Below are 26115 nucleotides of genomic sequence, written 5' to 3'. Positions count from 1 at the left end.
TTTCCCTCACTTAGTTATTGAAATAATTATGAGCCGCCACATCCAACTTTTCCCATGCATGCCAGACGTTTTCAGACGAATATTTATTACGATCTTCATACGCACCGCGGCTCAACTTTTGCCGCAATTCATCATCACTCATTACTTTGATAATTTTTTTGGCAATTTCGTCTATATCGCCGCCCTTAACAAGATAACCATCTTTTCCATCATTAATAACATCTCGTGGTCCATAATTAATATCGTATGAAATTAGTGGAACACCGTAAGATTGTGCTTCTATTAAGGAAAGAGGTAATCCCTCAACCGTACTCGTTAAAATTGACAGTTGAGCATTCTCATAAACATCACGAATATCAGTTACGTACCCTTTAAAATGAATCGAATCAGTCAAATGCTTTTCCTTAACCAGTTGTTTGACTTCATCTCCGGTTTTACCATTTGCATATCCATAGATATTTAACTGAACGTTCGGACAAACCTTTAATACCTTTTCCATTGCCTGAACCGCATGATTTATTCTTTTCTCTGGAGACAAACGGGCAATCATAACAATTTCATTTGGATGACGTTTACTAATTGGTATTTGCGGCGACTTCAAGACTTTATCTTCGATGACACCCACTGGGATTAAAAATGTTTCAGGATGCTTGCCAAAACGTCGAACCACATTGGTCACCTGTGTCTGAGTCGGAGCAGTCACACCCTGCCACTTGGAAAAGTGACGTAGTGTATATTCATAATTGAAATTTAAGCTTGAATGTAAGGGCTCGTCCGCATCATTTGTATGATTATTATGCAATTGCATAAGTTTAAAAGATTTTTCCGTCGTGTCTAACAACGCTTTACCAAGTTGTAGACTAGCATCATTAACAAAAATATCATTTTCACCATTTTGTCGATCATACTTGATTAATTCATCAAAGAAAAATGTTGCCATTTCCTTGAAGCCATCAAATTCATAGTCATAACCATGATAATTAAGTATCCTGTACAAACAATTGGTAGATTTATCATATTTTTTGCCAAAATGATACGTTTCATAGAAAACAACCCCTTGTTGATTTACACCACGCTCAACATCAATTTTTTCATCCTTGTTATAATACTGTTCAAGAATCTTAAATCCTCTGGGATCCCACCAGTCAGTTTCTCGTGTCGCACCATTTTTGTCGTAATAAGTAACCTTTTTAACTTGGGACGTATCATCTGAAAACATTTCAACTTTTAGAATCAGTCGATTACCTTTTCTAACGTTGAACACTAAATTAACATTTTCAACCGCGTACTCTTTGGAAATATTAAGATCATCAAATGTGAATGACCTTTTTTTTAGACCAACCATTCCGCCAAAAAAGTCGAACATATTAATGTTTTCATTTGGTGAAATTCCTTTTTCTTCCAAAGCTTTCGGACGACGCAAGTCAAAATCAGTAGTTATCAACTTCACGGGAACACGGTTTTGTTTAAAAAGGAAAAACCGTTTGAGCTGTGCATGACCGATTCCTGACATGGTTGAGGTAAACGCGTTATTTATGAAATAATACATAATTTTCCCATCCTTTAGAATTAATTTGCTGCTATGTATAAAGAACAGACCATAAGTCTGTTCTTTTTATATGCCTCGATTATCTAACTTGAAAGTCTACTAATCAAACCTCACTCCAAGCTATTTAATCTAAGTCGTCATCTTGCTTCTTTCCTCTCTTTAAAATAAGGAAGAGGAACAATCCCGCAATAGCTGCAACTGCAATTCCAGTTTCAACCATTAAAGCATCGTTATTACCATTAGATTTCTTCGCTGACTTTGAAACCTTTGCTGAATGTTTCGACTTTTCAGTCGGAACATTCTTTTCATTAGAGGTATTAGCCGACTTTGCAGTTTTAACACTCTTTCGCTCAGTCGTCTTGGCGTCAGCAGCCTTCGTCCTTGTCTCGGTAGCACCAACGGTCGATGCAACGTTCAATGTATCACTCGCTTGTCCAGTGGTACCACCGGTTAAGTCATTGATACCCATCTGCGTCGCGCTTTGACTAGATACACCTGTTGTCAATTGATAATTGTTTGCAACAAGGACATATGCAGAATGCATTGGGTTAAGGACAGGCATACTCAATTTCGAGTTAGATACAGAAGCATAAGTGGCCAAGAACTGAGCAGGCACATTATCCATTGTCGTAACTCTAAATTCAAGGCCGGCACTGGCATCAGAAGCTGCTGCACTAGCCTTCTTTGAAGCATCGCTGGCCGCACTCGCATCCGACTTAACCGCACTGGTACTTGGCGTCTCTTGGCCCGCCGCACTCGCGTCACTCGCTGCTGCACTGGCATCACTTGAGGAAGCTGATGCATCACTCGCTGCCTTGCCGGCATCGCTGGCTTCCGCCTTCGCGGCGTCGCTCTTGGCCGCACTCGCGTCACTGGCCGCGTCACTGGCTTTCGTCTTAGCGTCACTGGCATCAGAAGCTGCGTCACTAGCCGCATCACTGGCCGCTTTCGCATCACTGCTTGGATCAAGACCGGCTTTCGCATCACTCGCCGCGTCGCTGGCCTTCGCCTTGGCGTCACTAGCTTCATCACTAGCCTTCGTAGCCGCATCACTCGCTGCTTTCGCGTCACTAGTTGCTGCGGAAACATCCGACTTAACCGCACTGTCACTTGGTGCTTCGCTACCCGCTTTGTTGGCGTCACTGGCTGCCTTACCGGCATCACTGGCCGCTGCGCTCGCATCACTTGTAGCCGCACCAGCCTTCGTGCCGGCGTCACTGGATGCCTTCGCGGCGTCACTCGTGGCCGCACTCGCATCACTAGCCGCATCGCTGGCTTTCGCCTTAGCGTCACTAGCCGCTACCTTCGCATCACTCGCTGCCTTACCGGCCGCGCTGGCATCACTTTGAGCCGCACTCGTATCGCTGCTTGGATCAAGGCCCGCACTCGCATCGCTGGCCGCCGCACTCGCATCAGAAGCTGCCGCACTAGCCGCGGCACTGGCATCAGAAGCTGCTGCACTAGCCTTCTTTGAAGCATCGCTGGCCGCACTCGCATCCGACTTAACCGCACTGGTACTTGGCGTCTCTTGGCCCGCCGCACTCGCGTCACTCGCTGCTGCACTGGCATCACTTGAGGCATCACTTGAGGAAGCTGATGCATCACTCGCTGCCTTGCCGGCATCGCTGGCTTCCGCCTGGAAGACATTAGAATAATCAATTGTAATCGCCTGACTAGCTTCGCCATCAACTGTATAGGTAAAACTCTTGCCATCAGTGTTCTTAACAATCGTTCCAGAACCAGACGTTAATTTAACGTCTGGCAGCACATTGTCAACAGCCGTTGGTGTAATAACCACAACATCGCCATATTTCAATGATAACGATCCCGGAAAATCAGACGACTGACTAGTTCCATCATTAACCGTATAGGCAAAGGAACTAACATTCTTAGGCTTATTCAAAACTGCAACACTAACTGTTTCTGAAGCGCCAACAACGACTAATGCTAATGCATTCAACCCATCGCTTAACTGTAAATGTTGTACAGAATCCTTACTTGATACTTCATATCCTGCAGATAATACATCACTTCCAAGCCAAACACTGACGTTTTGTCCATACGAAACCCCAGAAATTGACCCAGTCAGCTGACCATCCTTGGCCCCATTAGCCAAAGCAACAGACTTTGTATCAGAAGTTCCATCAACCTGGTAATAAGCAGTGCTAACTTTCAAGCCTGCCGGAACTGTCACTGTTAACGTAGCAGTTTCATCATTCAAACCATAAATGAGTTTAACTGTCTGATCCGCAGTTCCGAACGACCCTGAAAGGGTCTGCCCAGCTTTCAAGGTATAGCCCGTTAGCTTCGAAACTATTGTATTTGTGACATCATAGTTTGTTCCTGTTAGGCCAGTGGTAGTCCACGATGTTGATTCATTCGATGTACCAACAATATTTTGTCCATTAGCATCAACGGCCTGAAAAGTGTAGACAACATTTTTGGCAGGAACCAGTGAGTAGACAACATTAACCGTGTCCGTACTATTTTGAAAAGTTCCTTGCAGTTGACTCTTATCAACGACAATATATGAATCTGAACCCTTGCTAATCGAAACATGTGAGGACTCATCAAAAGTTCCACCAATAACGCCACTGTCAGTCCAAGAATCACCGATAGCATTACCAGACGTATCTACTGGTGTAAACGTCTTTTGCGAAGTCTGAATTAATTTAACTGTATATGAATAACTAGTGCTATATTTGGAGACCAAAAGTGCGTCGTTCTGCTTAATTGCCGTAGAGTTTGTCGCATATGACCAGCCAGAAGGTGTGTTAGGAAGTAAGTCTTTGCCCAAAAGATAAGTCGTATTAACTGGTTGCCCTTGTGCATCGTCATCAACAGCTGCCAATTGAACTGGCACTTTTGTATTCAGAGCAGCAATATCAGCATTCGTTACTGGATTATTGTTCGCATCTACACCAACAAATTTAACGGTAATAACTGAATATTTAGTTTTGTCTAATCCAGACAAGTACACATCGTAGTACAACTGCTTAGTTGCACCACTGAAACTGGCGTAATTTGAAGCAGCAGTATAACCAAGCGCACCCGAATCAGCAATCTTATCTTTATCAGATGAATTGGTCATTATCTGACTAGCAAACAAATTTTGCCCAGTAGCACTTTCCATCCAATTATCGAATGCAGACTGCGTCGTCAGAACACCACTGCCAGCATTTGTATCGCTATCTGTAGTAGCCTTGGTCTGTAAAGCAATAAGCTGAGCCATCTGATACTTAGCTACACTATCAGCAAGAACAGTAGCAGCCTCACTGGTATCTGAAAATGAAGGTGGTGTACTCAAACTATTCTTTAAATCCTCAAAATTGCTTGCATTTGTCCCTGTATCGCCATCTTTAATTATTTGCAAATATTTATTCCGTGCCGTGGCATATGCACCAGCAACAGAGTAAACAATTGAGTGTCGTAATGATGTATAAATTTGATCAAACAAACCGTACTGAGTGGGTATGCCATACTTTTGTAAATTTTCTAGATTGACCTGCAACCCATTAGTTTCATACCCAGTAGTATCAACTCCGCTTGCAGGATTAAAAATAATAGGCTTTCCAGTAGCTTTGTCTACTCCAGCAACATATAAAACATCACCTTTAGACGAAATCAAATGAGTATAACCATAAATGACACGGTAGTCACTGGACATTGGGTTTCCACCATCATACAGGTCCCCAAAATGAAGTTCTGGCAATTGTTGGACCAATTCCGAAATCGTTAGCGGCATCCCCAATTCGCCAGAAACAACATCAAGGTTATTAGCAATGGCATTGTAGACACTTTTGGCATCTGTGTCTTGAGTTGGCGACAACCCTAATGTATTCATCGAAGAACTGGACAAAAACGCATTAGCAATCGTGTTAAAAGTAGCCTCATCTGCAATCAGTGAAATATATGGCACAAATACAGCTCCAACAACAGGTTCAAGTTCTGTCAAATCTATAATTCGGTCATAGCCACTCGCTGTATTTGTTTTTAAAAATGTGTAAGAATCATCAGACGCTTTATAACCAACATATTTATAAACTTCATAGTCTGTGTTCAAATATGGTCCAACAGGAATTTGACTGCCATCAGCGTCCTTTGTTGGGGTTAAAACTGTATTTGAAGTCGCATTAGAAAATCCCATCAAAAGTTTCGCAACAGCATTTATACTGTTTTTAACAGTACCAGTTTGTGCCTGATTTGCAGTTTCGAAGAACGCATTTGAAAGCTCATCATAGTAATTAGTAGAGGTTGAAGAGGTTGCGACAGGTAAATCATGCAAAATGGCTTTAGTGTACGCCATCGCTTCGTTGTAAACCTTAGCCATATAGAATCGATATCCAGCCACAAACGATTGCACTTGATTAGTTGTCATACTAGAAAAAGCAGTCATTTTAAACCACTGACCGGTAGCTAGTTGTGCAAGATAACCTGAAATATCAGATGTGCCAGCCAACGCGCTGGTCAGCCAAAGACCCAGGCCATAAAATTGACTTGGCCCCATTATATTAGTGTCTTTCCCAGCTGTATTGTAGCCATTTTGATAGTCACTATCATTGGCAGTCACATAGCTAGCACCTGCAACTTCGTCGGGATTAATTGTCAATCCATTTAGATTCTCAGAAGCATCATTCCGAACAATATCTACTTCTTGTTGTATCCCTGCAGCTGTAATAATTGCTTTAGCGACCGAAAGTTGAGCACTTTGCAAGCCACTAACAATTATCTTTCCATCCTGTGCAGTAACAACCGCATTTGTTGGTAATTGACTAATTAATTTATTCACATTATCGGAACTAGTTGCTGCCGAACTTTGTGTCTGTTCAGGTACTTGCTGAGCAGAATCACTCATTACACCAGTTGTTGATACAGACGTTGAATTCAAGGCTCCAACTGCAGATTGAGACTGCACACTCTCCTGTGAAACTGATGCGCTGGCATTATTGAGCGGTGCAAGCACACTACTAGTTTGACTATTATCAGATTGTTTTCCCGAAACCGTGTCAGAATTGAGCGTTGAATCACTTGTTTGAGTTGTTTTTGCTTCGCTAGTGTCTGAACCATTCACAGTAGATGCCGACTGATCCGTCGTACTTTGCTGAACAGATAATGAGTCTTTAGATGTGATTACTGAACTTTCTGTGCTTGATGAATCAGACTTAGAATCTGTGCTTTGACTTGTCCCAGTTGCCGCCGCATCGCTCAACTTTGTATTTGAGGAAGACACACTTGATGCATCTGCTGCGCCTTCTATTTTTGTTGTATCTGACCCAGAGCTCACACTTTGGTTTATTTTAGATGTATCAGCATTGCTTTGTTGCTGTTGTACTGCTGATACATTAGCCGAAGAATTATCTGGAGTCGTTTGCGTACTGTTTGACGTTGAAAGGCTCTGATCACTTGACGATGAAACAGAAGATACTCCAACATTGTTTGCAACACTCGCTTTTAATACGACTGACTGAGAATTGACAGTAGCTGAATCACTGCTAATATTTGATTCATCAGTCGAACTTGAGCTTACACTTTCGTCAGTACTGGCCTGAGCACTAAGACCAGTCATGCCCAATCCAGCACCAAGTGTTAACAGCGTTAGCCCTGCAAAAAGCCACTGTTTACCTGCTTTGTACATTTTGTAGTGAAGTTTTTCTTGTGTTTCAGCAGCAAGAAGATTTTTTTTATTTCGATGTATCATTTCAATATACCCCCTAGTTTGTTGATCCATTCAACTTTTTCGCTACCGAAAAAATATTTACACGACAACCGTTAATATGTGACAATGATTTTGCTATCATCCATGTGCAGCTGTTCATAATAAAAAATTCTATGGTGATTCGTGATATGTTATAAAAACCGTTATTTTCTAATATGTCCAACTGTTATTTAACCTTATTTGCTGGCTTTGCTCACACGTTTCGACGTAATTAATGCGTATAGGGGACGAAGCCGTTTAGTGATAATTAGTTTTAGTGAAATCTTAGTTTAGATATAATTCTTATTTAGTTGCTAAAACTTTTGCTGATTTACTATGTCATTTTTTTGCAAAAGCTTTAGCAGAGAAAGTTGGTTTAAACATTGAAAAATAAACTCGGGCCATCTTTAGATGCCCTTCGCCAACTAAATAATGTTAGTATTCACCAACTTATTACTGGGATTATGTCATCGAGTACTTATTATCGTTTCACCCATGATGGGACAGACATATCAGCAGCTAAGTTTATTCAACTGCTAGATCGACTAGACAGTTCTCTGACGGACTTTATCAATTTGCATAGTCCTGAAGACATCACAAACCAGCAATTTTTCACCACTTATTTGCATTCGGTTTCGACAGGTAAAATAAACGAACGCGCCTTGCAAACATTGTTACTGCTGCTGCAAAAAGCCAACAACGATTACCCAACGCCGCGTTATCTCCACTACATTTGGTTGACTCAATCTTGTTTAGATAGAGCACATGGTCATCCTTACCACTATCAACAAGACCTCAATCGATATTTCACAAGTGTTACCACGTGGACATCATCAAGTTTAATTATGTTAGGGTTATCAACACAGTTCATTCCATTTCTTGCGTTAAGTTCCCTATTCAGTCCAGCCTGTAAGGCTTTTGAATCTCATCTAGACCGTTTCGATGTTCAGAAAGCCTACGGTTATTTTCTTGTCAACTTTGCTTTATTGGCCATCATGAATCAGTCGCAATTTGATTTTATGCGCGTTAGCAAACAATTCCGCAAACACAAGGTTCTTGATAGTACGTTGGCTATGTCTGTTTATATTCGTTTGATTAACTCTCTAAATACTTGGCTCAGCCATCCGCAAAAATTTGCTTCCAGTCAGTTAAGCTCGTTGACCAGCATCTTGCGCGATCTCGATGAACCTGTTTATGCTGATCAACTCAATGAATTTATTCAATTGTTCGAACGCAACTTTATTAGTGAAAGCCTGGGAAATCTCGGTCACCCACTGTATCAAGTGTTTTAAGCATTATCAAATGACAATTTCAATCAACTTCCTTAAACTTTCATAACGACAATTAAAAAGTACACAATCCCTATTCACAGGGCGCGTAAGCCATGCTACGATACTGTCAAAATATGCTGACGGTGGTGATGGTTTTAATGAGTCGACTGGGGAATTTCTTTATTCATCGAGCAAGTCATGAGAATGGCAAGGTGACGTTTGAAATCGGGGTGGATACGCACGCGCCAATGTTAGTGAACGCCTTTACGGAATCGCTGGACGACGTGGCGCATCTGACGATTAATTATTCGGCGGCTGACATTGTGTTACAGTCCACGGATCGTTCCGAACTAACGGTGCGTGAATATATGTTGGTAGATGAAGCTTCGTATTATGCGCATGTCAAACATGAGGACGACACGTTGGCCATCATAGCTGGTGAACGGCCAGCACGTGACAACCTCAACATTCGCATTGAACTGGAGATTCCGACCACCTATCATGGCCGTCTGGAAATCAGTTCAGTCAGTGGTCCAATCGAAATCGATAATTTGCATAAGTTGCGTAGTTTAGCGATTACGTCAACCAGCGGTGCTATATCGTTAGATGATGTAGAAACGAGCAGCCTAAGTATTGATTCCATCACTGGTACCATTAAAGGTCGCAGCCTTACTGCTGATGACTACACAATTAATGCCATGAGTGGCAACGTCCATTTGATGAACACCCGCGGTAATTACTCCGTTCGTTGCTCAGCCGGTTCGCTTCGGCTGGATGACGCTCATGGTCACGGTCGCTTTGAAGTAACCAGTGGCACGGCCAAACTGTGTTTTGCGGAAGTTGACGGCAACCTATCCGCCGAGTCATCTGCCGGTTCCGTCCGTTTGCAAGTGCCACGAGAATTAGATTATGGTTTCAACTTGGAAACATCGATTGGGAGTCTAAAGACACCTGATAACGCGCATTATTCAAATAACGAGCGCAACTACCAAACTGGCGCCATCGGTGATCCATCTGACTTGATGATCAGCATGATGACAGTTGTTGGTTCGTTGGCACTCGAAACACGATAAGGACACTAAAAAACAGGCTTCAGTCCATGACATCTCGCCATGGCACTGAAGCCTGTTTCGTTTGTTTCATGCTTTAAATTAATCTGACTGCCGGTACCAGTCATACACTGAATAAATCGCTTCATCCGGTAAATAACGCACAGTCACTTTACGCCCTTCGCTGCCAGCACGAACATTAAGTGTTAGTGACGCAAAGTGGCGTTGTTGCAGCCACTTGCTCTGTTTGACCAACAACGATTGCACGTTTTGCCGCGGCAAATAATATTGCTCACGAGTAAATAAAAAGTTCGTCTGAGCAAACGCAAAACGAGCATTCAACACCTGTACTTGTGTTCGCCGTGCCGTTAGATAAGCAGGAATGATCAGCAACAAGACCACCAGCACAATGGTGATACTGTCTGCAATCACCGCCACCCGCGGCCACGGAAATGTCATCCCCGTCATCGCAAGGACTATTCCCAGCGCAACTAGTCCAAAATTGCGTAGTTGATAGTATAAAGTACGTCCACTTTGACGACTAGGGCTAACCTGCCCAGTAGGAATGTCAGTGACAAACCGTTGCAAGAAGTCATCTACATCAGATTCCGCAATCAATGGCATAATCACCACGTTTTCCGTGTCTTTTTCTTTTTTCGAGTTCGACACCACGATTAGTTTGACTGTCGCCATGTGCAACCAAGACCGCAACAATGGTTGGCTAACTCGCACAGCCTGAATGCGACTTTGCGCTAACGTCACCGTGTTCCGCTGAAACAACCCACGGACCGTGGTCAGTTGACCGTCTGACAAGCTCAATGTAAATCGATAGTACTGAATGACAATGACGACAATTGAGCCCAGATACAAAACAAGCACCACCGCCAACATTCCCAGCGCAATTACGACCCAACCAGCCTGGCCCAAGTCTTTGACAGCCGTATTTAATAACTGTTCAGAAATGAGTTTTTGCAAACGACCATACACCGCCATAATCGCTAATAATGCTGTTAGGAACGCTGGTGAGGTCACCGCAAACTTCAACAGATCCCTTGTCGCGATTTCGTAAACGGCAGTTGGTTGACTGATCGTCCCGTTCGTCGCTGACTGTGACTCAGGTGACGCTCTGTTTGCAGGCCTAGGCACTGTTTGATTCTCACCATCGGCGATGTTTGCCAAACGCCGCCGGGACGCAAGTTCATCACGTAAACTCAACGGCACAGCGATGAGTGTCACTTCCGGTCCCTCATCGGAATGGCCAGCCGTTTCGACTTCTAGTGTGACTAAATCAAATGGCTTGAGAAAAAACCACTGTTTGACTGCCACATTTTGGATGCGATCGTAAGGAACGTGATTCTGCTTCCGAAAAATTAACCCATGTTTGACATAAATTTCCTGGTCAAGTAGTTGATACGTAAAGGTAAAGTACTTCAACAGCGGCCACACCAGCGCAAAGACTGCCAATATTGCAATGACGCCGGCAAAAGTGTCGGATGTTTGCGGTAAAGCGCCAAACTACCGATAACACCACCCGCGATGGGCACAATCCACTCGCGCAGCGTTTCGATAAAGAAACCGACTAACGCAATGGCATGTAAATGTCGCGCTGGCGTTGGCTCATGAGAACCACCATTAGAGGTCATTACGCGCCTCCTTTGCCAGTTTCATGATTAACTCTTTCAGCTGCTCGGCTGTTTCGGGGCTGACACCATCAATCTTATGAGAGGTCGCCGCTGTCACAATAGCGATCTCCTGTAGTTTCTGCCACCGCAGAAATGGTCCCTGATCCAACTGCACATTCTGAACACGAGCGATTGGAATCACAATTTGTTTGCGGAAAAAGTACCCCTTATGCAATTCAACATCGCGGTCACTAATCCGATAAGTCCAAAACCGCCAACGATACGGCACTAGTGCCAACATGGCGATTAAGGTTACCAATGCAATGCCAATAATAAGCCACCCACAAACTGTAAAAAACATCAGGCTGTTGCTCAGTCCAATCGCCAGACTGCCCCCGCCGATTGCACCGATAATAACTGCCGTTACTACGGCTGTTAATTGCCAAACATGCGTAATCTGACGCGGCAGCTGTTCCGTTTCATTTTCCAAGATTTCTCCCCCACCTGTTGCCTAGATCTCCATCAACAGCAACACAATTCAAACTTGTTAGTCACACTATACCGAAAAAGTGGCGGTGTACCAATAACACCGCCACTTTTTTGAATAAAATTTTTTTGAATAGCGTTTACTACCACAGTATCAACAGAGTGGCATCTCTCACATGTGGCTGCAATGAAGTGAAGTCGATTAGAGACAGAGCACCGTGTCGACAACACTTATGGCCTGATTTGGGGCCATTTAGTGTTGTGGGACGAGTTCTGAGACGATGAACTATTCGGCTCAGAATCGAGGTAGAAGACTCCGGTTCTCAGGAGGCTGAGACCGGTCCCCACGCTACGACGTCTCTAATCGACGTAACGGCAAACACTCTCCCCACACGTTTTGTGGAAAACTATTTGCCGTTATCCGATGCGCTAATTAACTGTTGTTGGTCATTAAAGAAACGGCGGTAAGCGATGTAACAAGCGCTGACAGAACCAAGGCTCGTCGCTGACAGTAACATAAACACCACCATAATCTGATATTTAATGGCATAAACCGGGTCAACACCGGCGAAAATCAGTCCGGACATCATCCCCGGTAAACTAACGATCCCGTAAGTCTTAGATGCGTCAATCGTTGGCTGCATTCCCGTTTTGATACACTCGCGGACGATGCCAATTGCGGAATCGTGCACACTGGCACCTAAGGCTAAACGTTCCAACACTTGTTGGCGTTGGTCCCGAAAAAGCGTCCGCATATTGCGATAACAAAGGCCAATCGCAACCATTGAGTTACTGGCAATCATGCCTGAAATTGGAATCATCTGTGACGGGACAAACTTAATCGCGCCCGCCAAAACTAAACCACTTAGCGTCACTGAAGTGCTGATTAGGATGGACCAAAAAGATGACCAAAAAATGTTTGGAATTCCCTTTCCCCGTTTCATCGCATTATAAGCCGCATTAAAGATGATGACCAAAATCATCGCTAATGTGAGCAACACGTTGTTGACTGCAAAGATATATTTCAGTAAGAAACCAACAATTGTTAGCTGAATAATGGCACGAACCACGCCGATAATCATATCGCGGTCAACACCAAGCTTCTGACGCCAGCCAATAAATAGTGCAACCAGCACGAGGCCAGCTGCAAACGCTAAACTTACATTATTAACATTCACCGCATTATGCATGACGTACCTCCTGAGTGTGTTTGCCCGCTACAACTTCATATAAATCATCCGCGGCAGCAATTTCACTTTCATCATGAGTAATCCACACCACGGTGCCCCCGCGATCACGATAATGATCAACTAGGCTGTGCACGATGGCTTTATTATCTGTATCCAAACCAGTCGTTACTTCATCGAGCAACAAAATGTCTGGTACAAACACCAGATTACGAATAAGTGCCACTCGTTGTCGCTCACCCCCTGACAACCCTGTGATGTCATGATTCAAATAATCCGGGGATAGGTTTACTTGGGCGAGCAATTCGTGCTGGCGCGTTTCATCAACACTTTGGTTACGAATTTCAAACGGAAAGTTAAGGTTGTCAGCCACCGTTTTGCCAAACAGTGTTGGTTGTTGAAAACAATACGAAACCCGACGACGGTAGACCATCGGATCGTAAGTAAACGCATCATGACCATCAAATGTCATTTGACCAGCGCTCGGCGAGATCATCCGCGCCATAATTTGGAGAATCGTGCTTTTACCCGAACCAGAGGGGCCCACTACCATCAAGTTACTCTCTTTTTCTAACCGCAAATTGATTTTCGTCAGAATTTGGCGCTCCCCAACTCGGTAGTCAATATCGGTCATTGTCAGTAATGCTGTCATTGTGTCACCACTTTCATCATTTAATCTAAAGTAAGCATAAAACATCACTTTCCGTTTGTCCGTTTACAAGACTTCACATGGGTTCTGACAATACGCAAACCACACCTTGATGCTCAAACATGCTATGATGGTTCTAATTATTACTAGAGTTAGCATCGGAGGACAATATGAAACCTCAATCACGAAATAACAGCAATCACCGCTCAGAACGCGGCGGTTCGCACTTTGATCACAACAATCACCAAACACATTCACAGCACCGCAACGACCACCGTTCGTTTGATCATTCACGAAACAATGATCACAATGGGTATCATCGTCAGCGTAGTACTCAATCAGAACAAACTGACGTTCAGGTCGAGGTTGGCCAACGTTTTCCATTAACCATCAAACGACTCGGCATTAACGGCGAAGGGATCGGCTATTATCGTCATAAGATTACGTTTGTACCAGGCGCCCTTCCAGACGAAGTGGTCGTCGCCGAAGTTACGCACGTAGCGGCTCATTTTCTAAACGCTAAAGTACATCAAATCCGTAAAGAAAGTGACCACCGGGTAACACCACCAGATACACAGTCAGCCGAAGTCGGTGGGTTCGAACTTTCCCATCTTGATTACCCGTCACAACTGGCCTTCAAACGTGATGTTATTCGCCAAGCGCTGGAAAAGTTTCAGCCCCGCGGCTGGGAAAACTATGACCTGCGCCCAACAATCGGAATGGCAGATCCCTATCACTACCGCAACAAAGCCCAATTCCAAGTACGGCAGGATGCGGACGGTAATGTGATTGCCGGTCTATATAAGGAAGGCACGCATGATCTTGTTGATCTTCCGGAAGCCAGCACTCAAAATGAAGCAACCATGACCGTCATTCGCGCATTAGTCAAAATGCTGCAAGAATTACAAGTTCCCATTTACAATGAAGAGGCCAATTCAGGCATTATCAAAACGCTCGTTGTCCGTTCATCCGAAGCCAGTGGCGAAGTTCAGGTCACGTTTGTCACAAACTCACAAAAGTTGCCGCACAAACGGGAATTATTAGCGTTGATCGAAGAACGTTTGCCACAGGTTGTTTCCGTCATGCAAAATGTTAACCAAAGCAAAACTTCGTTAGTTTGGGGAGATAAGACCACTAAATTAATGGGCCAAGACTACATTACTGAAACCCTATTAGGTAAGCAGTTCCAATTATCGCCACGGGCATTCTTACAGTTAAATCCTAAGCAAACCACTCGCTTATACGAAGAGACGATTAAAGCTTTGGACCTAACGCATGCCGACCACTTGGTAGATGCCTACTCAGGGGTGGGTACAATTGGATTATCCTTGGCAGACCGTGCCGGCGAAGTGCGTGGCATGGACACGATTGAAGAATCTGTTGATGACGCCAACCGTAACGCTGAATTGAACGGCATTACCAACGCCGAATACAGTGTGGGAACCGCCGAAGACTTATTACCACAATGGGTCAGCCAGGGATGGCGACCAGATGCATTGGTCGTTGACCCACCTCGCGCAGGCTTAGCCGACACAATGATTGATACCATTATGCAAGTACAGCCTGAAAAGTTTGTCTATGTTTCATGTAACCCGTCAACGCTGGCCCAAAACTTAGTTGAGTTAGGTCGCGTCTATCGCGTTGAATACATTCAATCCATCGACATGTTTCCCCAAACGGCACGCGTTGAAGCTATCGTAAAGTTGGTTCTGCGTTAATTTTTAGTAGTCCTGGCTAAATTTGACATGCTATAATACAAGAAGAAGGAAATGTCAGTCGCATGACATTTCCTCCTGCAAGCGCCGCCGAAACGGCTGGCATTAGATGAATATGAAACCGTTAATCATCCTCCAAAAGTTAGATTAGCGGTTTTTTCTTTGCCAAAACTCCGGATTAAGATCACGATGAAGGTTAGCAACGCAAGAACAAACATTCCAAACGTTAGCATCATCATAATCGCATTTCCGCAAGACAAAGTGGCGCCTCCCTCCACACAGATTTTCTGTATCGCCCATAGGCAACACCTCTTTGTGTTAGAATTTGCCAACCGCTTCAACTTAACTTGCTCAGTAATTTTATCATGTTAAATCAGTCATAATAACTAAAAGTTCTGGTTATAAAAAAATAAATTTTGACTATGTAAAATTTGATTAAGCAGCTCTTTTTGTCCATGGAGGTTTTCATGAAGCAACGCTCACAATGGATCTTATTAATGGCGACATCCTCGGTATCGTTCATGTCGACGCTAGATGCCAGTATTGTTAACATCGCCATTCCCCACATCAGCCGCGAACTTAATGTACCAATGAATGAAGCCGAATGGGTCGTTTCCGTCTACTTAGTGCTCATCTGCGTGCTCCTGATTTTCTTTGGCCGATTGTCTGATCAAATCGGACGCATCCCCGTTTTTCAAGTCGGTACTCTGGTGTTTATCACAGGCTCACTGTTTTGTGGTTTGAGCACAAACTTACCACTGTTGCTGGGTGCTCGGGCACTGCAGGCGCTTGGTTCTTCAATGGTGATGGCCACCAACTTTGGCATCATCACCCAAATATTTCCTTCAAACCAGCACGGTCGGGCTTTAGGACTCAATAGTTCGGTAGTTCAAATCGGTAACATTGCTGGACCAGGACTCGGTGGGCTTATCTTATCCGTTGTCAGTTGGCACTGGATATTCTTCATCAACGTCCCAATTGGTATTATCGCTTTTCTGTTTGGACACCGCATCTTTCCTCACCAGCAAATCCACTTCGATAAAATTGTGGTTGATTGGCCTGGTTATGCAACGTTTGCGACCATGATTAGTGCCTTTTTTATCGCCATCTACTGGGGCCAGGCGATCGGTTTCCATTCTGCCGGCGTACTTAGTTTGTTTGGTCTAGCCATTGTGATGTTGGCGGCCTTTACATTAATCGAACGACGCGTACAACAACCACTGATTCAACTTAAAATTTTCGCCAATCGTGGCTTCTCACTCGGCATTATTTCTGCGATGCTCGTTTACATGACGGGCTTTTTCAATAATGTCATTATGCCCTTTTACCTTCAGGAAACATTGATGCTATCATCGGCAACGGCAGGGCTAATCCTGATGGCCGTGCCGTTATTAAATATCTTCAGCGCCCCAGCTGGTGGCATCATTTCAGATCATATCGGTGCCGAACGTGTGTCGTTTTTTGCGCTTTTTCTCTTTTTGATTCCAGAGTTAATTTTTATCTTTGTGCAGCCCACATGGTCACTGGCTTGGCTCGTGTTCGGACTAGCATTCTTTGGCATTGCAAACGGGACCTTCCAAAACAATCCAATGATTATGGGCAATGCTGGCCCAGAATTTCAGGGTATCGCTGGATCTATTGCCGCATTGGGACGTAACCTAGGCATGGCAATTGGGCTCTCATTAGCGACATCACTACTTTATTCTGGTATCAGTCAACGTGCCGGGCATCATATGACTGCCTATCCGCACGGTCACGCCAGTTGGTTCGTTTATGGCATGCATTTCAGTTATCTATTTGCCCTCGGGTTAATCGTGATTGCCATTGGCTTACTTGGCTGGCTATTGTGGTCGAGAAAAAAGGCCTTACCTTCGCACAATTAAGTTATAACTAATCTGCGTTGGAATTATTTTTTCGGAAGAAATTGAACCACAGAACCGGCAAACGAAATTGCTTATTGGTCCTATTTTTCATCAAATCGGCTGGATTTCCAGTTTTAGATAATGCCACATCTTGTCCTAATGAAAAACACTTCTCTAATGTATCGCAATTATCTGCGACTACATCAAAGAAGTGTTTTTGAATTTAATTTGTTATTTTACATCAATATCGATTTGCATTGCGGTCTGTTCGTCTGGATTCAACTTTTCGTTATACGTCAGCTCCGCACGATCCAATTCATGAACAATTTCCTTTTCAACAACATCCAAGGGCCGTTTGTCATTCTTCAATTGGTTAACCATCAACGTAATCTTGTTATCATGCGGTTCTGAGATTGTGTATGAAACATCTTCTGTATTCAAAATCTCAGTAATTAACTTCCGTTCTTCCATCAGTCAAACCTCCAACAGTTTAATAACTCCATCATAGGTCTTGTGGCCGGAATTGTGAACCAGTACTTAGCTTGATTTTACCCGGATCCGTTTAACATAGTACCAAATGCCGCCAACCAAGAGCAAAATGGCCAACACAACAACCGTTACTGTTGAAAAAGTATCAACTGCTGCCGAGACCTGTGTCCAAGCATGACCTGCCAGACGACCGAGCACAATCAACACAACATTCCAAATCAGCGTTCCGATTGTCGTAAACAAAATAAACGATTGCCACTTCATCCGAGTCATTCCCGCTGGAATCGAGATCAAGCTACGGATTACCGGGATAAAGCGCCCAAAGAAAACGGTCTTGCCGCCATGTTTCTTGAATAAATTAGCCGTTTTAGTAACATCACTCTGTTTGAGGCGTAACAAACGCCCAAAACGGCTTTGCACCAAACGTTGTAATCGTTCCTCGTTTAACCAGTGACCGATTCCATACAGAATAACGGCTCCCAAAACTGCACCAATCGTGGCTGCAATCACACTGCCAGTAATCGTCAAATCCGCGGCCAACGTCATGAAGCCAGCAAACGTCAGAATCACTTCTGAGGGGATTGGTGGGAAAACATTTTCTAAGGCAATCAGCAAAACGATGCCCAAATAGCCAAATTGGTTCATAAAATCAATTAACTGTTGTTCCATACGGTGTCACCTTTCATTTACGAAGTGGTCAGAGCTGTGGGACGCGCAGTCATGCGCAACAAAGCGTGGTTTTATTATTCCTGATTCACATCAAAAAAGCGATTAATAACGTTTGAACTGAGAAAATCTTAAACATTGGTCCAATTTCGATTATACTAACCATATACTTTGTGAAAAGAGGACAGTCCCGTGCACATGAAAGATGCGAAACAGCGTTTTACCTGGCTCATCATTTCAATCATTTTGAATTCTGCCTTTAATGCACTCACGATTTCCACCAATATGGGAAGTGCCGTGTGGACAGCATCTGCCGTTAACCTTACCCATTGGTTATTGCATACGACGAGCCCCGCTGTGGCCAGTCAAGGACTGGGAATTGTCCTCACCGGTTACGGCGTGGTCATCGCCTTTCTGGATCAATTACTCATCGGCCGTTTTGACTGGGGCCGACTCATTCGTAACATCCTATATATCGTCCCGTTTAGCTATTTAATTCAGTTTATCGTCCCATTTTGGTCAGATGTGCTTGGCATCAAATACTTGCACGGCGATTTCAGTCACCCATGGCAGCTCACTGCATTAATCGTCATTGATATCATCGGCTTGTTTGGTGTTGGTGCCGCCGTTTCCCTCTATCAACGGGCAAACATCATCATGCATCCAAACGATGACTTATCCTATATCATTCGTTTCCGTTACTTACGTGGTCTCGCAACGGCTTCACAAATGTTGAGTTATATTCCACCAGTTATTATCATGGTCATTTGCCTGTTCACGAACCACTTCCAGCTGTGGGCGGTCAACTTCGGTACTGTTTGGGCCTTCCTCACGCAGGGTTGGGTTCAAGGTTGGTCTGACAAACATTTCATCCCATCATTAAAGCATCACTTCACAACACGAGTAGCTACAGAAAATAATAAATAAACAACAAAGCAGGTGAGCTTTTCCAATATTGGAAGCTCACCTGCTTTGTATTTATTGGCCTACAATTGTGGCTAAGACAGAACCGACTAGATATGCCGATTTATTAACTGTCTCGCTTTAACATAGGTAACGTAGCGGAAGGGCGTCAACATTGAGACAAAGCCGTGAAAATGTTGTTAATTCGAATGGTTTACTCGGATTTACAACATGGACGGTCGCAGAGACTCGGATTCTCACGAGACTATGCGGCGAGGTGAAAGACTCCGAACTAGGGATGCTCGAACCGGTCCCACGGCGTGTCTCAATGTTGACAACCGGACGCGCCATCTATCCTACTTTTAGTATTTTCTAGAGAAAAAGTAGCACACAAAGAACTGCAAACAGTGCGGGTAGTCCTTGGACAACAAAGATGCGCCGGCTCACCGTAACTGCGCCGACAATTGCAGCAACAACGACGAAGCCTGTAAAGAGAATCAATACGGATCGCATTTCCATTGTTGGCAACGCAAACAAACTCCATAAAATTCCGACGCCAACAAAACCGTTGTAGATGCCCATATTTTTGAAAATTGCCTTAACCTGTGGTTGTTCCAAAAATGATGCATCGCTGCCAAACGTTTGTTGTGCAATACGGCCGGTGGACCAGAACATCTCTAAACACATAATGAATAAATGTTCCAAACCAACTACGGCAACTAATCCCAAAGTGAATGCTAACATTATTTACCAACCTACTTTTCTAATTGTGGATTCCATACGGAGATTACACGTTTTCCGCGTTCATGTCCACTACCAACCACTTTAAGTGCTGCTCTGATAGCAGGTGCTGTGAATGGAATCACCTTTTCAACTAGCGGTTTCACCTGTCGTTTGGCCACTAGCGTTAACAATTGACCCAGCACACCGACACTTGGCTGTAATTGGAAGAACTCTCCAGCAAACGCACCACCTTCTGCAACAAGTAAATCTGGAGCGGCTTCAATCGACACTAAATGCCCACCCTGGCGTACGTAATTCATACTATCAACCAGCACTTTATCGCCCACCGTATCCAAAACAGCATCAACTGGTTGAATCACCTGACGAAAATCGACTACCTGATAGTCAATCGCTTGGTCAGCCCATAGCGCAATCCCGAACTTTTCATCGCGGCGTGGCACCGTGGCAATAACGTGCGCACCTAGTACATGGGCGATTTGGATTGCAAAGCTACCGACACCCCCAGCACCGCCCTGAATTAAAATTGTTTGATTATTATGCAATTTCAAAACATCTACAATCACCTCATAGGCTGTCTCTCCCGAAGTAGGTAAGGTAGCAGCCTGAATCGCACTAACTTGCCGAGGACGAACCAATGCTTGGCTTGCCGGCACCACCGTATATTCAGCAAACGTCCCTAACTGCTGTTCAGGTTGGTAGGCCACGACCTCATCTCCCAAACTAAACAACTTCACCCGGCTCCCCTTGCCAACCACCTTTCCAGCAACATCTCGTCCTAAAATTAACGGGAATGCATATGCACGATCATGTTGGCCCGTGATCATCTGAAAATCCAAGGGATTGAGCGCGGTTGCCTCCACACGTAATAACAGATCATCAGGTCCAACTTCTGGTATCAACATAGTTTGTTCCTGCAGTGTCGCCACACTTCCTAGACGGTTACTTACCATGGCCTTCATGAAAAACGCTCCTTTCAACGAGAAGCATGTCATTATCAACCCAATTATATGGAATCAACTGATTGAGCCCCAGCGAACTGCCTAGTTTGGCTCCCTCAGGGTTCTTTTTGGTCGGTTGGTTTGTTAATGGGTATAATAAAGGTTAGGAGGTCCTGTCCAATGTCATTAAATGCTGACGAAATTTGGCAACAATTCATCCAAAAGCATCCAACCGCTAAAAATACGCCACATCACGCGTGGTCGTTTGGCGGTGGCTCTGAGGCCGCCGATATTGAATCAATGCGTGTTGTTGCCGGTATGAAACAGGCCACGACAACGCTAGCGGCCCTGTACGAGCATGACAAACAAACCATGCCCATCCCCAATCATGATTATGAAATTTTGTTTGATGGCTCCGTTCATGCGGTGGCTATCCTTCAATATGTCGCCGTCCAACAAATGCCGTTTGACCACGTTACCGCGGAGCACGCATACCTAGAAGACGGCACTTCCCTATCCATCTGGCAAACGTCTCACCGCGCTCGATTACAAACGCAGGCCGAAGCAATTGGGCAACACTTCACGGATCAATCACCAGTGGTGGCTCTAACGTTTAAGGTGGTTTACCTGCCTACCAGCCTTTAACATAAAATGATTGTATAAAAAAAGAATCATCCGTTTGAGCACTGCCGCATTAATCGGTAGGTCAAACGAATGATCTTTTTTATTTTGATTTTATTGGATGTCAGTCCGCGTAGCTGTTATTACAAAGCTGTCCAACGTTTTCATCTGCGTTAAATCATAAGTCTGCAATGTACGAATTTCGGTTTCCATCAGTTGTTTAAACTTATCTGGCAAGGACATTTTAGTCACAGCCGCCAATCCGGTTTCGGCCGTGTAACTGGCTTCCCAATACCCATCCTCCATCTTCATCGCATCTTGACTGATTATTTGTACGGTATACCCGAGTTCATGGAGCACCTCAACGAGCCATTCCTTAGTTACCAGTGTTCTCACATTAGCAAAACTGTTAGGCGTAAACGCGGCCAGTTGTGTCTCGATCAACACAGCCAATTGATGAGGAACTTGGTTCACTAATCGCGGCGTAATATCCCAGTCAGCAAAGAAAATTCGTTTGCACCACGGTGCGACCTTCCGCAAGGTGGTCTGTAACTGTTCTAGACTGTCGAAATACCACGAAGCGTGCGCAATCACCAGCCCGTCAAAGTAATTGTCTGGATACGTGACGTCTTCCTGCATCACGTCAGTTGCCAAATGCACCTCAAGTTGTTTGCCAAACGATGAATTGGCCAGATGTTGCTGAGCGTCACCAATCGTAATCGGCGCGCCATAATCTTGCGGTGCCGGATCATAGGCTATCACGTGCCCATTTTCACCAACAGCTGCACCCAAAACAGCGGTCATGTCGCCTTGTCCACAGCCAAGTTCCAACAACTTCATGCCTGGTTCAACCTGCCAATCCTCAGCCAAGGCAATTCTGTACGCCGTTTGATGTTCCTGTACTGGTCGACCGTTGGGGGCCAGCGCCATTGCGTTAACAATAGTGGTTAAATCTAAGTGATTCATGTGTCCATCTCCAATGCATTTTATCTAGTTCGTTTGCACCGGTTTGTTGCTCATATCATCAGGGGCTTTCTCTTATTAATTATTCTAAGCATACTCGTTTTATCATTTGTTGATAAGTTGGCAAACTTGATATGGCAGCTTTTTAAATAACGTCATACCGTTACGCTGATCAGAAACGCCGTTCCATGAGGACCGGTCTCAGCCTCCTGAAACCCGGAGTCTTCTACCTTGATTATGAGCCGAAGTACACGTCTCATAAGTCATCCCGCAACACTAAGCGGCCAAGTTCTTGCCGCCAAGTGTTGCCGACATGGAACTCTGTTTCTGGTCAGCTCCACTACTATCATAAAATTGGGGCTGCATTTACAAAAAAAGTTTGTCGTTATAATTTGTCGTTATAATAATACATACTAAAAGCTTGCCACTATGTGAGCTGAAGGGCGTCAACATTGGTACCGAGCCGTGAAGGTGTTGTTAATCCGAATGGTTCTCTCGGATTTACAACATGGACGGTCGCGGAGACTCGGATTTCCACGAGGCTCTGCGGCGAGGTGAAAGACGGTGTGCTTCCGGCTTGAACCGGTCCCACGGCGAGCGTATCAATGTTGACAACCGCAAGCGTAAGCGTAATCAAAACAAGCCTCTAAATCATTATCTGTATAATTATGACCACCCAACCAGCTTGTTTGTTGCTGAAATGAACAATCGCGTGTAAACTAAGACGGTCGCATTGTTCGGCCATGCCGCAAACATCATCGCACAGACTGTGCCGTGATCATTTGCTACATAATATAACTAAAACAAAATTTTAATCCTCGCTGAGGAGGTTTTATTTTCATGTCTGACAAAACGAAACAGGCTGTCAAACACAGTAGTTGGTTGTTACTCGGCATTATCTTGCTGGGTTCCAGTTTGCGGATGGTCATCACCGTCATCCCACCAATTCTGGCACCCATTCAACACACGTTGCACTTATCAAGTGGACTGGCCGGTAGTTTAACCACTATTCCACTACTATGTTTTGCGGTTCTGTCCCCGACTGCCCCGCGTGTGTCCGCTAAGGTAGGAACCGAAGTGGCATTGTTGTTTGCATTAATTATTCTGGTAATTGGGAACTGGATGCGTGTTTATTCTGCAACAGCACTGATCATCGGAACTTTGCTCGTCGGTATCGGGGTTGCCTTTCTAAATGTCCTGTTACCAGCTCTGGTTGCAGAAAACTACCCCCACAAAATTGGTGAAATGACGAGTTTATATTCATTTTCCATGACGTTCTTCTCCGCCATTTCGGCCGGCGTTTCTGCGCCGCTGGCTGGCAAGATTGGCTGGCAATTAACCATCCAAATTTTCTCCATCGTGGCCATTATCAACATCATTACGTGGTTGCCAAACTTACGGTACAACCACAAAGCACAACCGGTTGACGAGCAAACAGCGACTACCCCACACGAGTCCGTTTGGAAACAACCCACAGCATGGATGATGACAATTTTCATGGGTCTGCAATCATTTGTCTTCTACACGCTGATTACGTGGTTGCCAACACTGATGACTGATCGTGGTGTGTCTGCCAACACCGCCAGCTTGTTGCTTGGACTATATCAGATTGCGTCACTGCCAGCCGCCTATGCGGTACCAATTATCTCAGCACGCGTTAAAAATCAATTTACGCTGCTGATGACGATTGGTGCAGGCTTTGTCATCGGAATCGGTGGCCTATTGTTACCGATTCACACGATTTGGTATTTTGCTATCATCTGTATCATCCTCGGATGTGCAACAACGGCATCATTCGCATTAGCTATGACACTGTTCAACCTTAAGACACGTACACCGCAAGAAACGGCTGACCTGTCAGGAATGGCACAATCTTTGGGCTATCTGATCGCTGCCGTTGGGCCAATCGCTTACGGCACGTTACACGTGATGCTAGGCGGTTGGAACATTTTGATGGCTGTTCTGTTGGTAATTTCAATTTTGACCATCGCAGCGGCCTTGTACGTTAATAGCAAGGAAGATGTATTTCATTAAGACTTTTCGTTTTAAAAACCACGCTTGGCTTTTGCCTAACGTGGTTTTTAATTTCTAAACATTATTTTTCTTATAACTAGTTGGCCTTGGCAGCGCTATCATGATACGCTATGACTACCCTTAGAAAGGTGGTTTGACTCACTATGACTATTAAAATGATTGCAACTGACATTGATGGCACGTTTATCACCAACGATCATGACTTTGATCGTATGCATTTCAAACGTGTACTAGATCAGCTTGAGCAGCGTCACGTTCGTTTTGTCATTGCGAGCGGCAATCAGCTTAAACATCTAACCGACATGTTTGCCGATTACGACAATATTGCGTTTCTGGCTGAAAACGGTGGTCTTGTCAGTTTAAATGATCAGGTCATTTTTGCAGATACCGTTTCGGCGACTGATCTCAATCAAGCACTCACCATGATTCGCACCGACCCTGTGCTGACCGGCGGTATGGTGATTCTTTCTGGTCGGCACGGTGCTTATGTTGAACGAGATACAAACACAGAGTTGATGGAGCAGGCCAACTATTTCTACAGTGGTCTACAGTTGTGCGACCGTTTGACTGACATTCATGACGATATGTTCAAACTGGATTTGGTGTGGCTGGACGATCAGGCAGGCCGACGAGCTGAGTATCTCAACCAACACTTGCCGAAAACATTAGCGGCGACAGCAAGTGGCTTTGGTGGCCTAGACATTATTCCCGCTCATATCAACAAACAGGTCGGCCTGCACGCACTTGAACAATACTGGCACATTAATCCTGACGACGTGATGGCATTTGGTGACAATGATAACGATATCGCGATGCTGTCCCACGCCGGCCACAGTTATGCCATGGCAAACGCGTCAGTCAAAGTTCAGCAAAGCGCTAAGGCCGTTACCGAATGGACCAACGACGATGACGGTGTGTTACGGACGATTGACATGGTTCTTAATTTAACTGCCTAACGCTAAGCAGCGTTGGCGCCCTTCCAGCAACTCAATTTCGCGCTTACTTAAGCGCGCTAAGGTGATCCTGAACGACCTGCACACAGGTGTTGATATACTGTTCTATTTGATCAAACGACAGCATTACTAATTGACGTTTGGGAACCGGTTCGAAATCATCCCGCAAGTCTTTAACCACTTGCATCACATCGCCATCACCAATTTCACGAACGACTGTGAAATCGTGAGCGGAATCCGGCACAGACAACGGCTGCAGTTTGTGGTGATTCGCAATCAAGAGATTGAGCGTATGAAAATCAGCGTAGTAAGCGGCCAATTTTTGATCACGCTGTGTGTTTAATTGCGGTCTGATGAATGGATTGAATACGGTGTCTAACCACACTTTGTCCTCTAATAAATGCGCATAATAGCCACAAACAAACATATTCGGTAATAGTTGTCGTTGATATTCTTCGGCAAACATCTCTGGATGAATCGAGCGCGTTTTACCATCTTCATTTAAAGTCATGTAGTGAGTCTGCGATTTAAAGTCAAAATTATGGCCGCTCACATCTGGTGCCAAACTACCAATCGAAAAAGCTGTACTTTCAGGTGTTAGTTGCTGTGCAATGGCATAATGCATCATTCTTGAACCCATTTTTTCCGCCACCTTTCTGGTCAATTGCATCGTTTCATGGTTAAATTAAAACACTAACCAACACAATGTCACTTTTCCT

At 44.5% G+C, this 26115-nt stretch carries 22 protein-coding genes; 8 read left to right on the top strand and 14 right to left on the bottom strand.

Going from position 1 to position 26115, the window contains the following annotated elements:
- Window positions 1-10 precede the first annotated feature (10 nt).
- Both LDK34_RS09585 and LDK34_RS09580 read right to left on the bottom strand, forming a co-directional pair.
- A complete protein-coding gene (locus tag LDK34_RS09585; protein WP_236941797.1) occupies window positions 11-1513 on the bottom strand; it encodes a glycosyltransferase in 1503 nt (500 codons plus the stop codon).
- A gap of 160 nt (window positions 1514-1673) precedes the next feature.
- Complete coding sequence (locus tag LDK34_RS09580; RefSeq protein WP_236941796.1) at window positions 1674-7247, bottom strand: KxYKxGKxW signal peptide domain-containing protein; 5574 nt, start codon at window positions 7245-7247, stop codon at window positions 1674-1676.
- A 380-nt stretch (window positions 7248-7627) separates the two neighbouring features.
- Between LDK34_RS09580 and LDK34_RS09575 the strand changes: the two genes are divergently transcribed.
- Together LDK34_RS09575 and LDK34_RS09570 are read left to right on the top strand one after the other, a co-directional pair.
- Window positions 7628-8536: a hypothetical protein gene (locus tag LDK34_RS09575; protein ID WP_178941911.1), complete on the top strand. Its 909-nt coding sequence runs from the start codon at window positions 7628-7630 to the stop codon at window positions 8534-8536.
- A 92-nt stretch (window positions 8537-8628) separates the two neighbouring features.
- Window positions 8629-9588 (top strand): DUF4097 family beta strand repeat-containing protein, encoded by a 960-nt coding sequence (locus LDK34_RS09570; protein WP_236941795.1) that lies wholly within the window; start codon window positions 8629-8631, stop codon window positions 9586-9588.
- 78 nt (window positions 9589-9666) lie between these two features.
- On the opposite strand, the gene LDK34_RS09565 is transcribed toward LDK34_RS09570, so the two are convergent.
- The 5 genes from LDK34_RS09565 to LDK34_RS09545 form a co-directional block, all read right to left on the bottom strand.
- The gene (locus LDK34_RS09565; RefSeq protein ID WP_236941794.1) at window positions 9667-11028 is read right to left on the bottom strand and encodes a PH domain-containing protein; all 1362 of its coding nucleotides are present in this window, start codon (window positions 11026-11028) and stop codon (window positions 9667-9669) included.
- Window positions 10995-11207: a hypothetical protein gene (locus tag LDK34_RS09560; RefSeq protein WP_236941793.1), complete on the bottom strand. Its 213-nt coding sequence runs from the start codon at window positions 11205-11207 to the stop codon at window positions 10995-10997. The genes LDK34_RS09565 and LDK34_RS09560 overlap by 34 nt, the downstream gene beginning before the upstream one ends.
- Entirely contained in the window at window positions 11197-11676 is a 480-nt protein-coding gene (locus LDK34_RS09555; RefSeq protein ID WP_236941792.1) for a PH domain-containing protein, read from the bottom strand. The genes LDK34_RS09560 and LDK34_RS09555 overlap by 11 nt, the downstream gene beginning before the upstream one ends.
- Window positions 11677-12079: 403 nt before the next feature.
- Window positions 12080-12862: an ABC transporter permease gene (locus tag LDK34_RS09550; RefSeq protein WP_017260826.1), complete on the bottom strand. Its 783-nt coding sequence runs from the start codon at window positions 12860-12862 to the stop codon at window positions 12080-12082.
- Window positions 12855-13511: an ABC transporter ATP-binding protein gene (locus LDK34_RS09545; RefSeq protein WP_178941907.1), complete on the bottom strand. Its 657-nt coding sequence runs from the start codon at window positions 13509-13511 to the stop codon at window positions 12855-12857. Before LDK34_RS09545 ends, LDK34_RS09550 begins: the two co-directional genes overlap by 8 nt.
- 167 nt (window positions 13512-13678) lie before the next feature.
- On the opposite strand from LDK34_RS09545, the gene rlmD reads away from it, so the two are divergent.
- Window positions 13679-15226 (top strand): 23S rRNA (uracil(1939)-C(5))-methyltransferase RlmD, encoded by a 1548-nt coding sequence (gene rlmD, locus LDK34_RS09540; RefSeq protein ID WP_236941791.1) that lies wholly within the window; start codon window positions 13679-13681, stop codon window positions 15224-15226.
- Window positions 15227-15351: 125 nt separating this feature from the next.
- Here rlmD and LDK34_RS09535 read toward each other — a convergent pair whose 3' ends face one another.
- Window positions 15352-15459 carry a putative holin-like toxin gene (locus tag LDK34_RS09535; protein WP_347880579.1) on the bottom strand — a complete coding sequence of 36 codons (108 nt, stop codon included), beginning with the start codon at window positions 15457-15459 and terminating at the stop codon, window positions 15352-15354.
- 231 nt (window positions 15460-15690) lie between these two features.
- On the opposite strand from LDK34_RS09535, the gene LDK34_RS09530 reads away from it, so the two are divergent.
- Window positions 15691-17106, top strand: a complete 1416-nt coding sequence (locus tag LDK34_RS09530) for an MFS transporter (RefSeq protein ID WP_236941790.1) — start codon at window positions 15691-15693, stop codon at window positions 17104-17106.
- 210 nt (window positions 17107-17316) lie between these two features.
- Here LDK34_RS09530 and LDK34_RS09525 read toward each other — a convergent pair whose 3' ends face one another.
- Complete coding sequence (locus tag LDK34_RS09525; RefSeq protein WP_017260831.1) at window positions 17317-17556, bottom strand: hypothetical protein; 240 nt, start codon at window positions 17554-17556, stop codon at window positions 17317-17319.
- Window positions 17557-17622: 66 nt separating this feature from the next.
- Window positions 17623-18243, bottom strand: coding sequence for a DedA family protein (locus LDK34_RS09520; protein ID WP_178941904.1), 621 nt, complete (start codon window positions 18241-18243; stop codon window positions 17623-17625).
- Window positions 18244-18432: 189 nt separating this feature from the next.
- On the opposite strand from LDK34_RS09520, the gene LDK34_RS09515 reads away from it, so the two are divergent.
- Window positions 18433-19167 carry a DUF6198 family protein gene (locus tag LDK34_RS09515; protein WP_420871571.1) on the top strand — a complete coding sequence of 245 codons (735 nt, stop codon included), beginning with the start codon at window positions 18433-18435 and terminating at the stop codon, window positions 19165-19167.
- A 348-nt stretch (window positions 19168-19515) separates the two neighbouring features.
- On the opposite strand, the gene LDK34_RS09510 is transcribed toward LDK34_RS09515, so the two are convergent.
- On the bottom strand, window positions 19516-19887 hold the full coding sequence (locus tag LDK34_RS09510) for a DUF1304 domain-containing protein (RefSeq protein WP_178941902.1): 372 nt from the start codon (window positions 19885-19887) through the stop codon (window positions 19516-19518).
- Between the two features lie 11 nt (window positions 19888-19898).
- A complete protein-coding gene (locus tag LDK34_RS09505; protein WP_236941789.1) occupies window positions 19899-20846 on the bottom strand; it encodes an NADP-dependent oxidoreductase in 948 nt (315 codons plus the stop codon).
- 159 nt (window positions 20847-21005) lie between these two features.
- Here LDK34_RS09505 and LDK34_RS09500 point away from each other — a divergent pair, with 159 nt between their 5' ends.
- Window positions 21006-21470: an ASCH domain-containing protein gene (locus tag LDK34_RS09500; RefSeq protein ID WP_178941900.1), complete on the top strand. Its 465-nt coding sequence runs from the start codon at window positions 21006-21008 to the stop codon at window positions 21468-21470.
- Between the two features lie 90 nt (window positions 21471-21560).
- On the opposite strand, the gene LDK34_RS09495 is transcribed toward LDK34_RS09500, so the two are convergent.
- The gene (locus LDK34_RS09495; RefSeq protein ID WP_178941899.1) at window positions 21561-22412 is read right to left on the bottom strand and encodes a class I SAM-dependent methyltransferase; all 852 of its coding nucleotides are present in this window, start codon (window positions 22410-22412) and stop codon (window positions 21561-21563) included.
- 837 nt (window positions 22413-23249) lie between these two features.
- On the opposite strand from LDK34_RS09495, the gene LDK34_RS09490 reads away from it, so the two are divergent.
- Both LDK34_RS09490 and LDK34_RS09485 read left to right on the top strand, forming a co-directional pair.
- The gene (locus tag LDK34_RS09490) at window positions 23250-24443 is read left to right on the top strand and encodes a CynX/NimT family MFS transporter (protein ID WP_178941898.1); all 1194 of its coding nucleotides are present in this window, start codon (window positions 23250-23252) and stop codon (window positions 24441-24443) included.
- A gap of 143 nt (window positions 24444-24586) precedes the next feature.
- Complete coding sequence (locus LDK34_RS09485) at window positions 24587-25399, top strand: Cof-type HAD-IIB family hydrolase (RefSeq protein ID WP_178941897.1); 813 nt, start codon at window positions 24587-24589, stop codon at window positions 25397-25399.
- Window positions 25400-25442: 43 nt separating this feature from the next.
- On the opposite strand, the gene LDK34_RS09480 is transcribed toward LDK34_RS09485, so the two are convergent.
- Window positions 25443-26036 carry a hypothetical protein gene (locus LDK34_RS09480; RefSeq protein ID WP_178941896.1) on the bottom strand — a complete coding sequence of 198 codons (594 nt, stop codon included), beginning with the start codon at window positions 26034-26036 and terminating at the stop codon, window positions 25443-25445.
- Window positions 26037-26115: the final 79 nt, after the last annotated feature.

Source organism: Furfurilactobacillus milii, assembly GCF_021654115.1.
GTDB classification, from domain to species: Bacteria; Bacillota; Bacilli; order Lactobacillales; family Lactobacillaceae; genus Furfurilactobacillus; species Furfurilactobacillus milii.
This window is presented reverse-complemented; position numbering and strand designations above follow the sequence as displayed.

Excerpts from the sequence above, each read along its gene's own strand:
- LDK34_RS09585 (WP_236941797.1), bottom strand. The coding sequence starts at position 1,513 with ATGTCAGGAATCGGTCATGCACAGCTCAAACGGTTTTTCCTTTTTAAA.
- LDK34_RS09580 (WP_236941796.1), bottom strand. The coding sequence starts at position 7,247 with ATGATACATCGAAATAAAAAAAATCTTCTTGCTGCTGAAACACAAGAA.
- LDK34_RS09570 (WP_236941795.1), top strand. The coding sequence starts at position 8,629 with ATGCTACGATACTGTCAAAATATGCTGACGGTGGTGATGGTTTTAATG.
- LDK34_RS09560 (WP_236941793.1), bottom strand. The coding sequence starts at position 11,207 with ATGACCTCTAATGGTGGTTCTCATGAGCCAACGCCAGCGCGACATTTA.
- LDK34_RS09550 (WP_017260826.1), bottom strand. The coding sequence starts at position 12,862 with ATGCATAATGCGGTGAATGTTAATAATGTAAGTTTAGCGTTTGCAGCT.
- LDK34_RS09545 (WP_178941907.1), bottom strand. The coding sequence starts at position 13,511 with ATGACAGCATTACTGACAATGACCGATATTGACTACCGAGTTGGGGAG.
- rlmD (WP_236941791.1), top strand. The coding sequence starts at position 13,679 with ATGAAACCTCAATCACGAAATAACAGCAATCACCGCTCAGAACGCGGC.
- LDK34_RS09535 (WP_347880579.1), bottom strand. The coding sequence starts at position 15,459 with ATGATGCTAACGTTTGGAATGTTTGTTCTTGCGTTGCTAACCTTCATC.
- LDK34_RS09530 (WP_236941790.1), top strand. The coding sequence starts at position 15,691 with ATGAAGCAACGCTCACAATGGATCTTATTAATGGCGACATCCTCGGTA.
- LDK34_RS09525 (WP_017260831.1), bottom strand. The coding sequence starts at position 17,556 with ATGGAAGAACGGAAGTTAATTACTGAGATTTTGAATACAGAAGATGTT.
- LDK34_RS09520 (WP_178941904.1), bottom strand. The coding sequence starts at position 18,243 with ATGGAACAACAGTTAATTGATTTTATGAACCAATTTGGCTATTTGGGC.
- LDK34_RS09510 (WP_178941902.1), bottom strand. The coding sequence starts at position 19,887 with ATGTTAGCATTCACTTTGGGATTAGTTGCCGTAGTTGGTTTGGAACAT.
- LDK34_RS09505 (WP_236941789.1), bottom strand. The coding sequence starts at position 20,846 with ATGAAGGCCATGGTAAGTAACCGTCTAGGAAGTGTGGCGACACTGCAG.
- LDK34_RS09500 (WP_178941900.1), top strand. The coding sequence starts at position 21,006 with ATGTCATTAAATGCTGACGAAATTTGGCAACAATTCATCCAAAAGCAT.
- LDK34_RS09495 (WP_178941899.1), bottom strand. The coding sequence starts at position 22,412 with ATGAATCACTTAGATTTAACCACTATTGTTAACGCAATGGCGCTGGCC.
- LDK34_RS09490 (WP_178941898.1), top strand. The coding sequence starts at position 23,250 with ATGTCTGACAAAACGAAACAGGCTGTCAAACACAGTAGTTGGTTGTTA.
- LDK34_RS09485 (WP_178941897.1), top strand. The coding sequence starts at position 24,587 with ATGACTATTAAAATGATTGCAACTGACATTGATGGCACGTTTATCACC.
- LDK34_RS09480 (WP_178941896.1), bottom strand. The coding sequence starts at position 26,036 with ATGGGTTCAAGAATGATGCATTATGCCATTGCACAGCAACTAACACCT.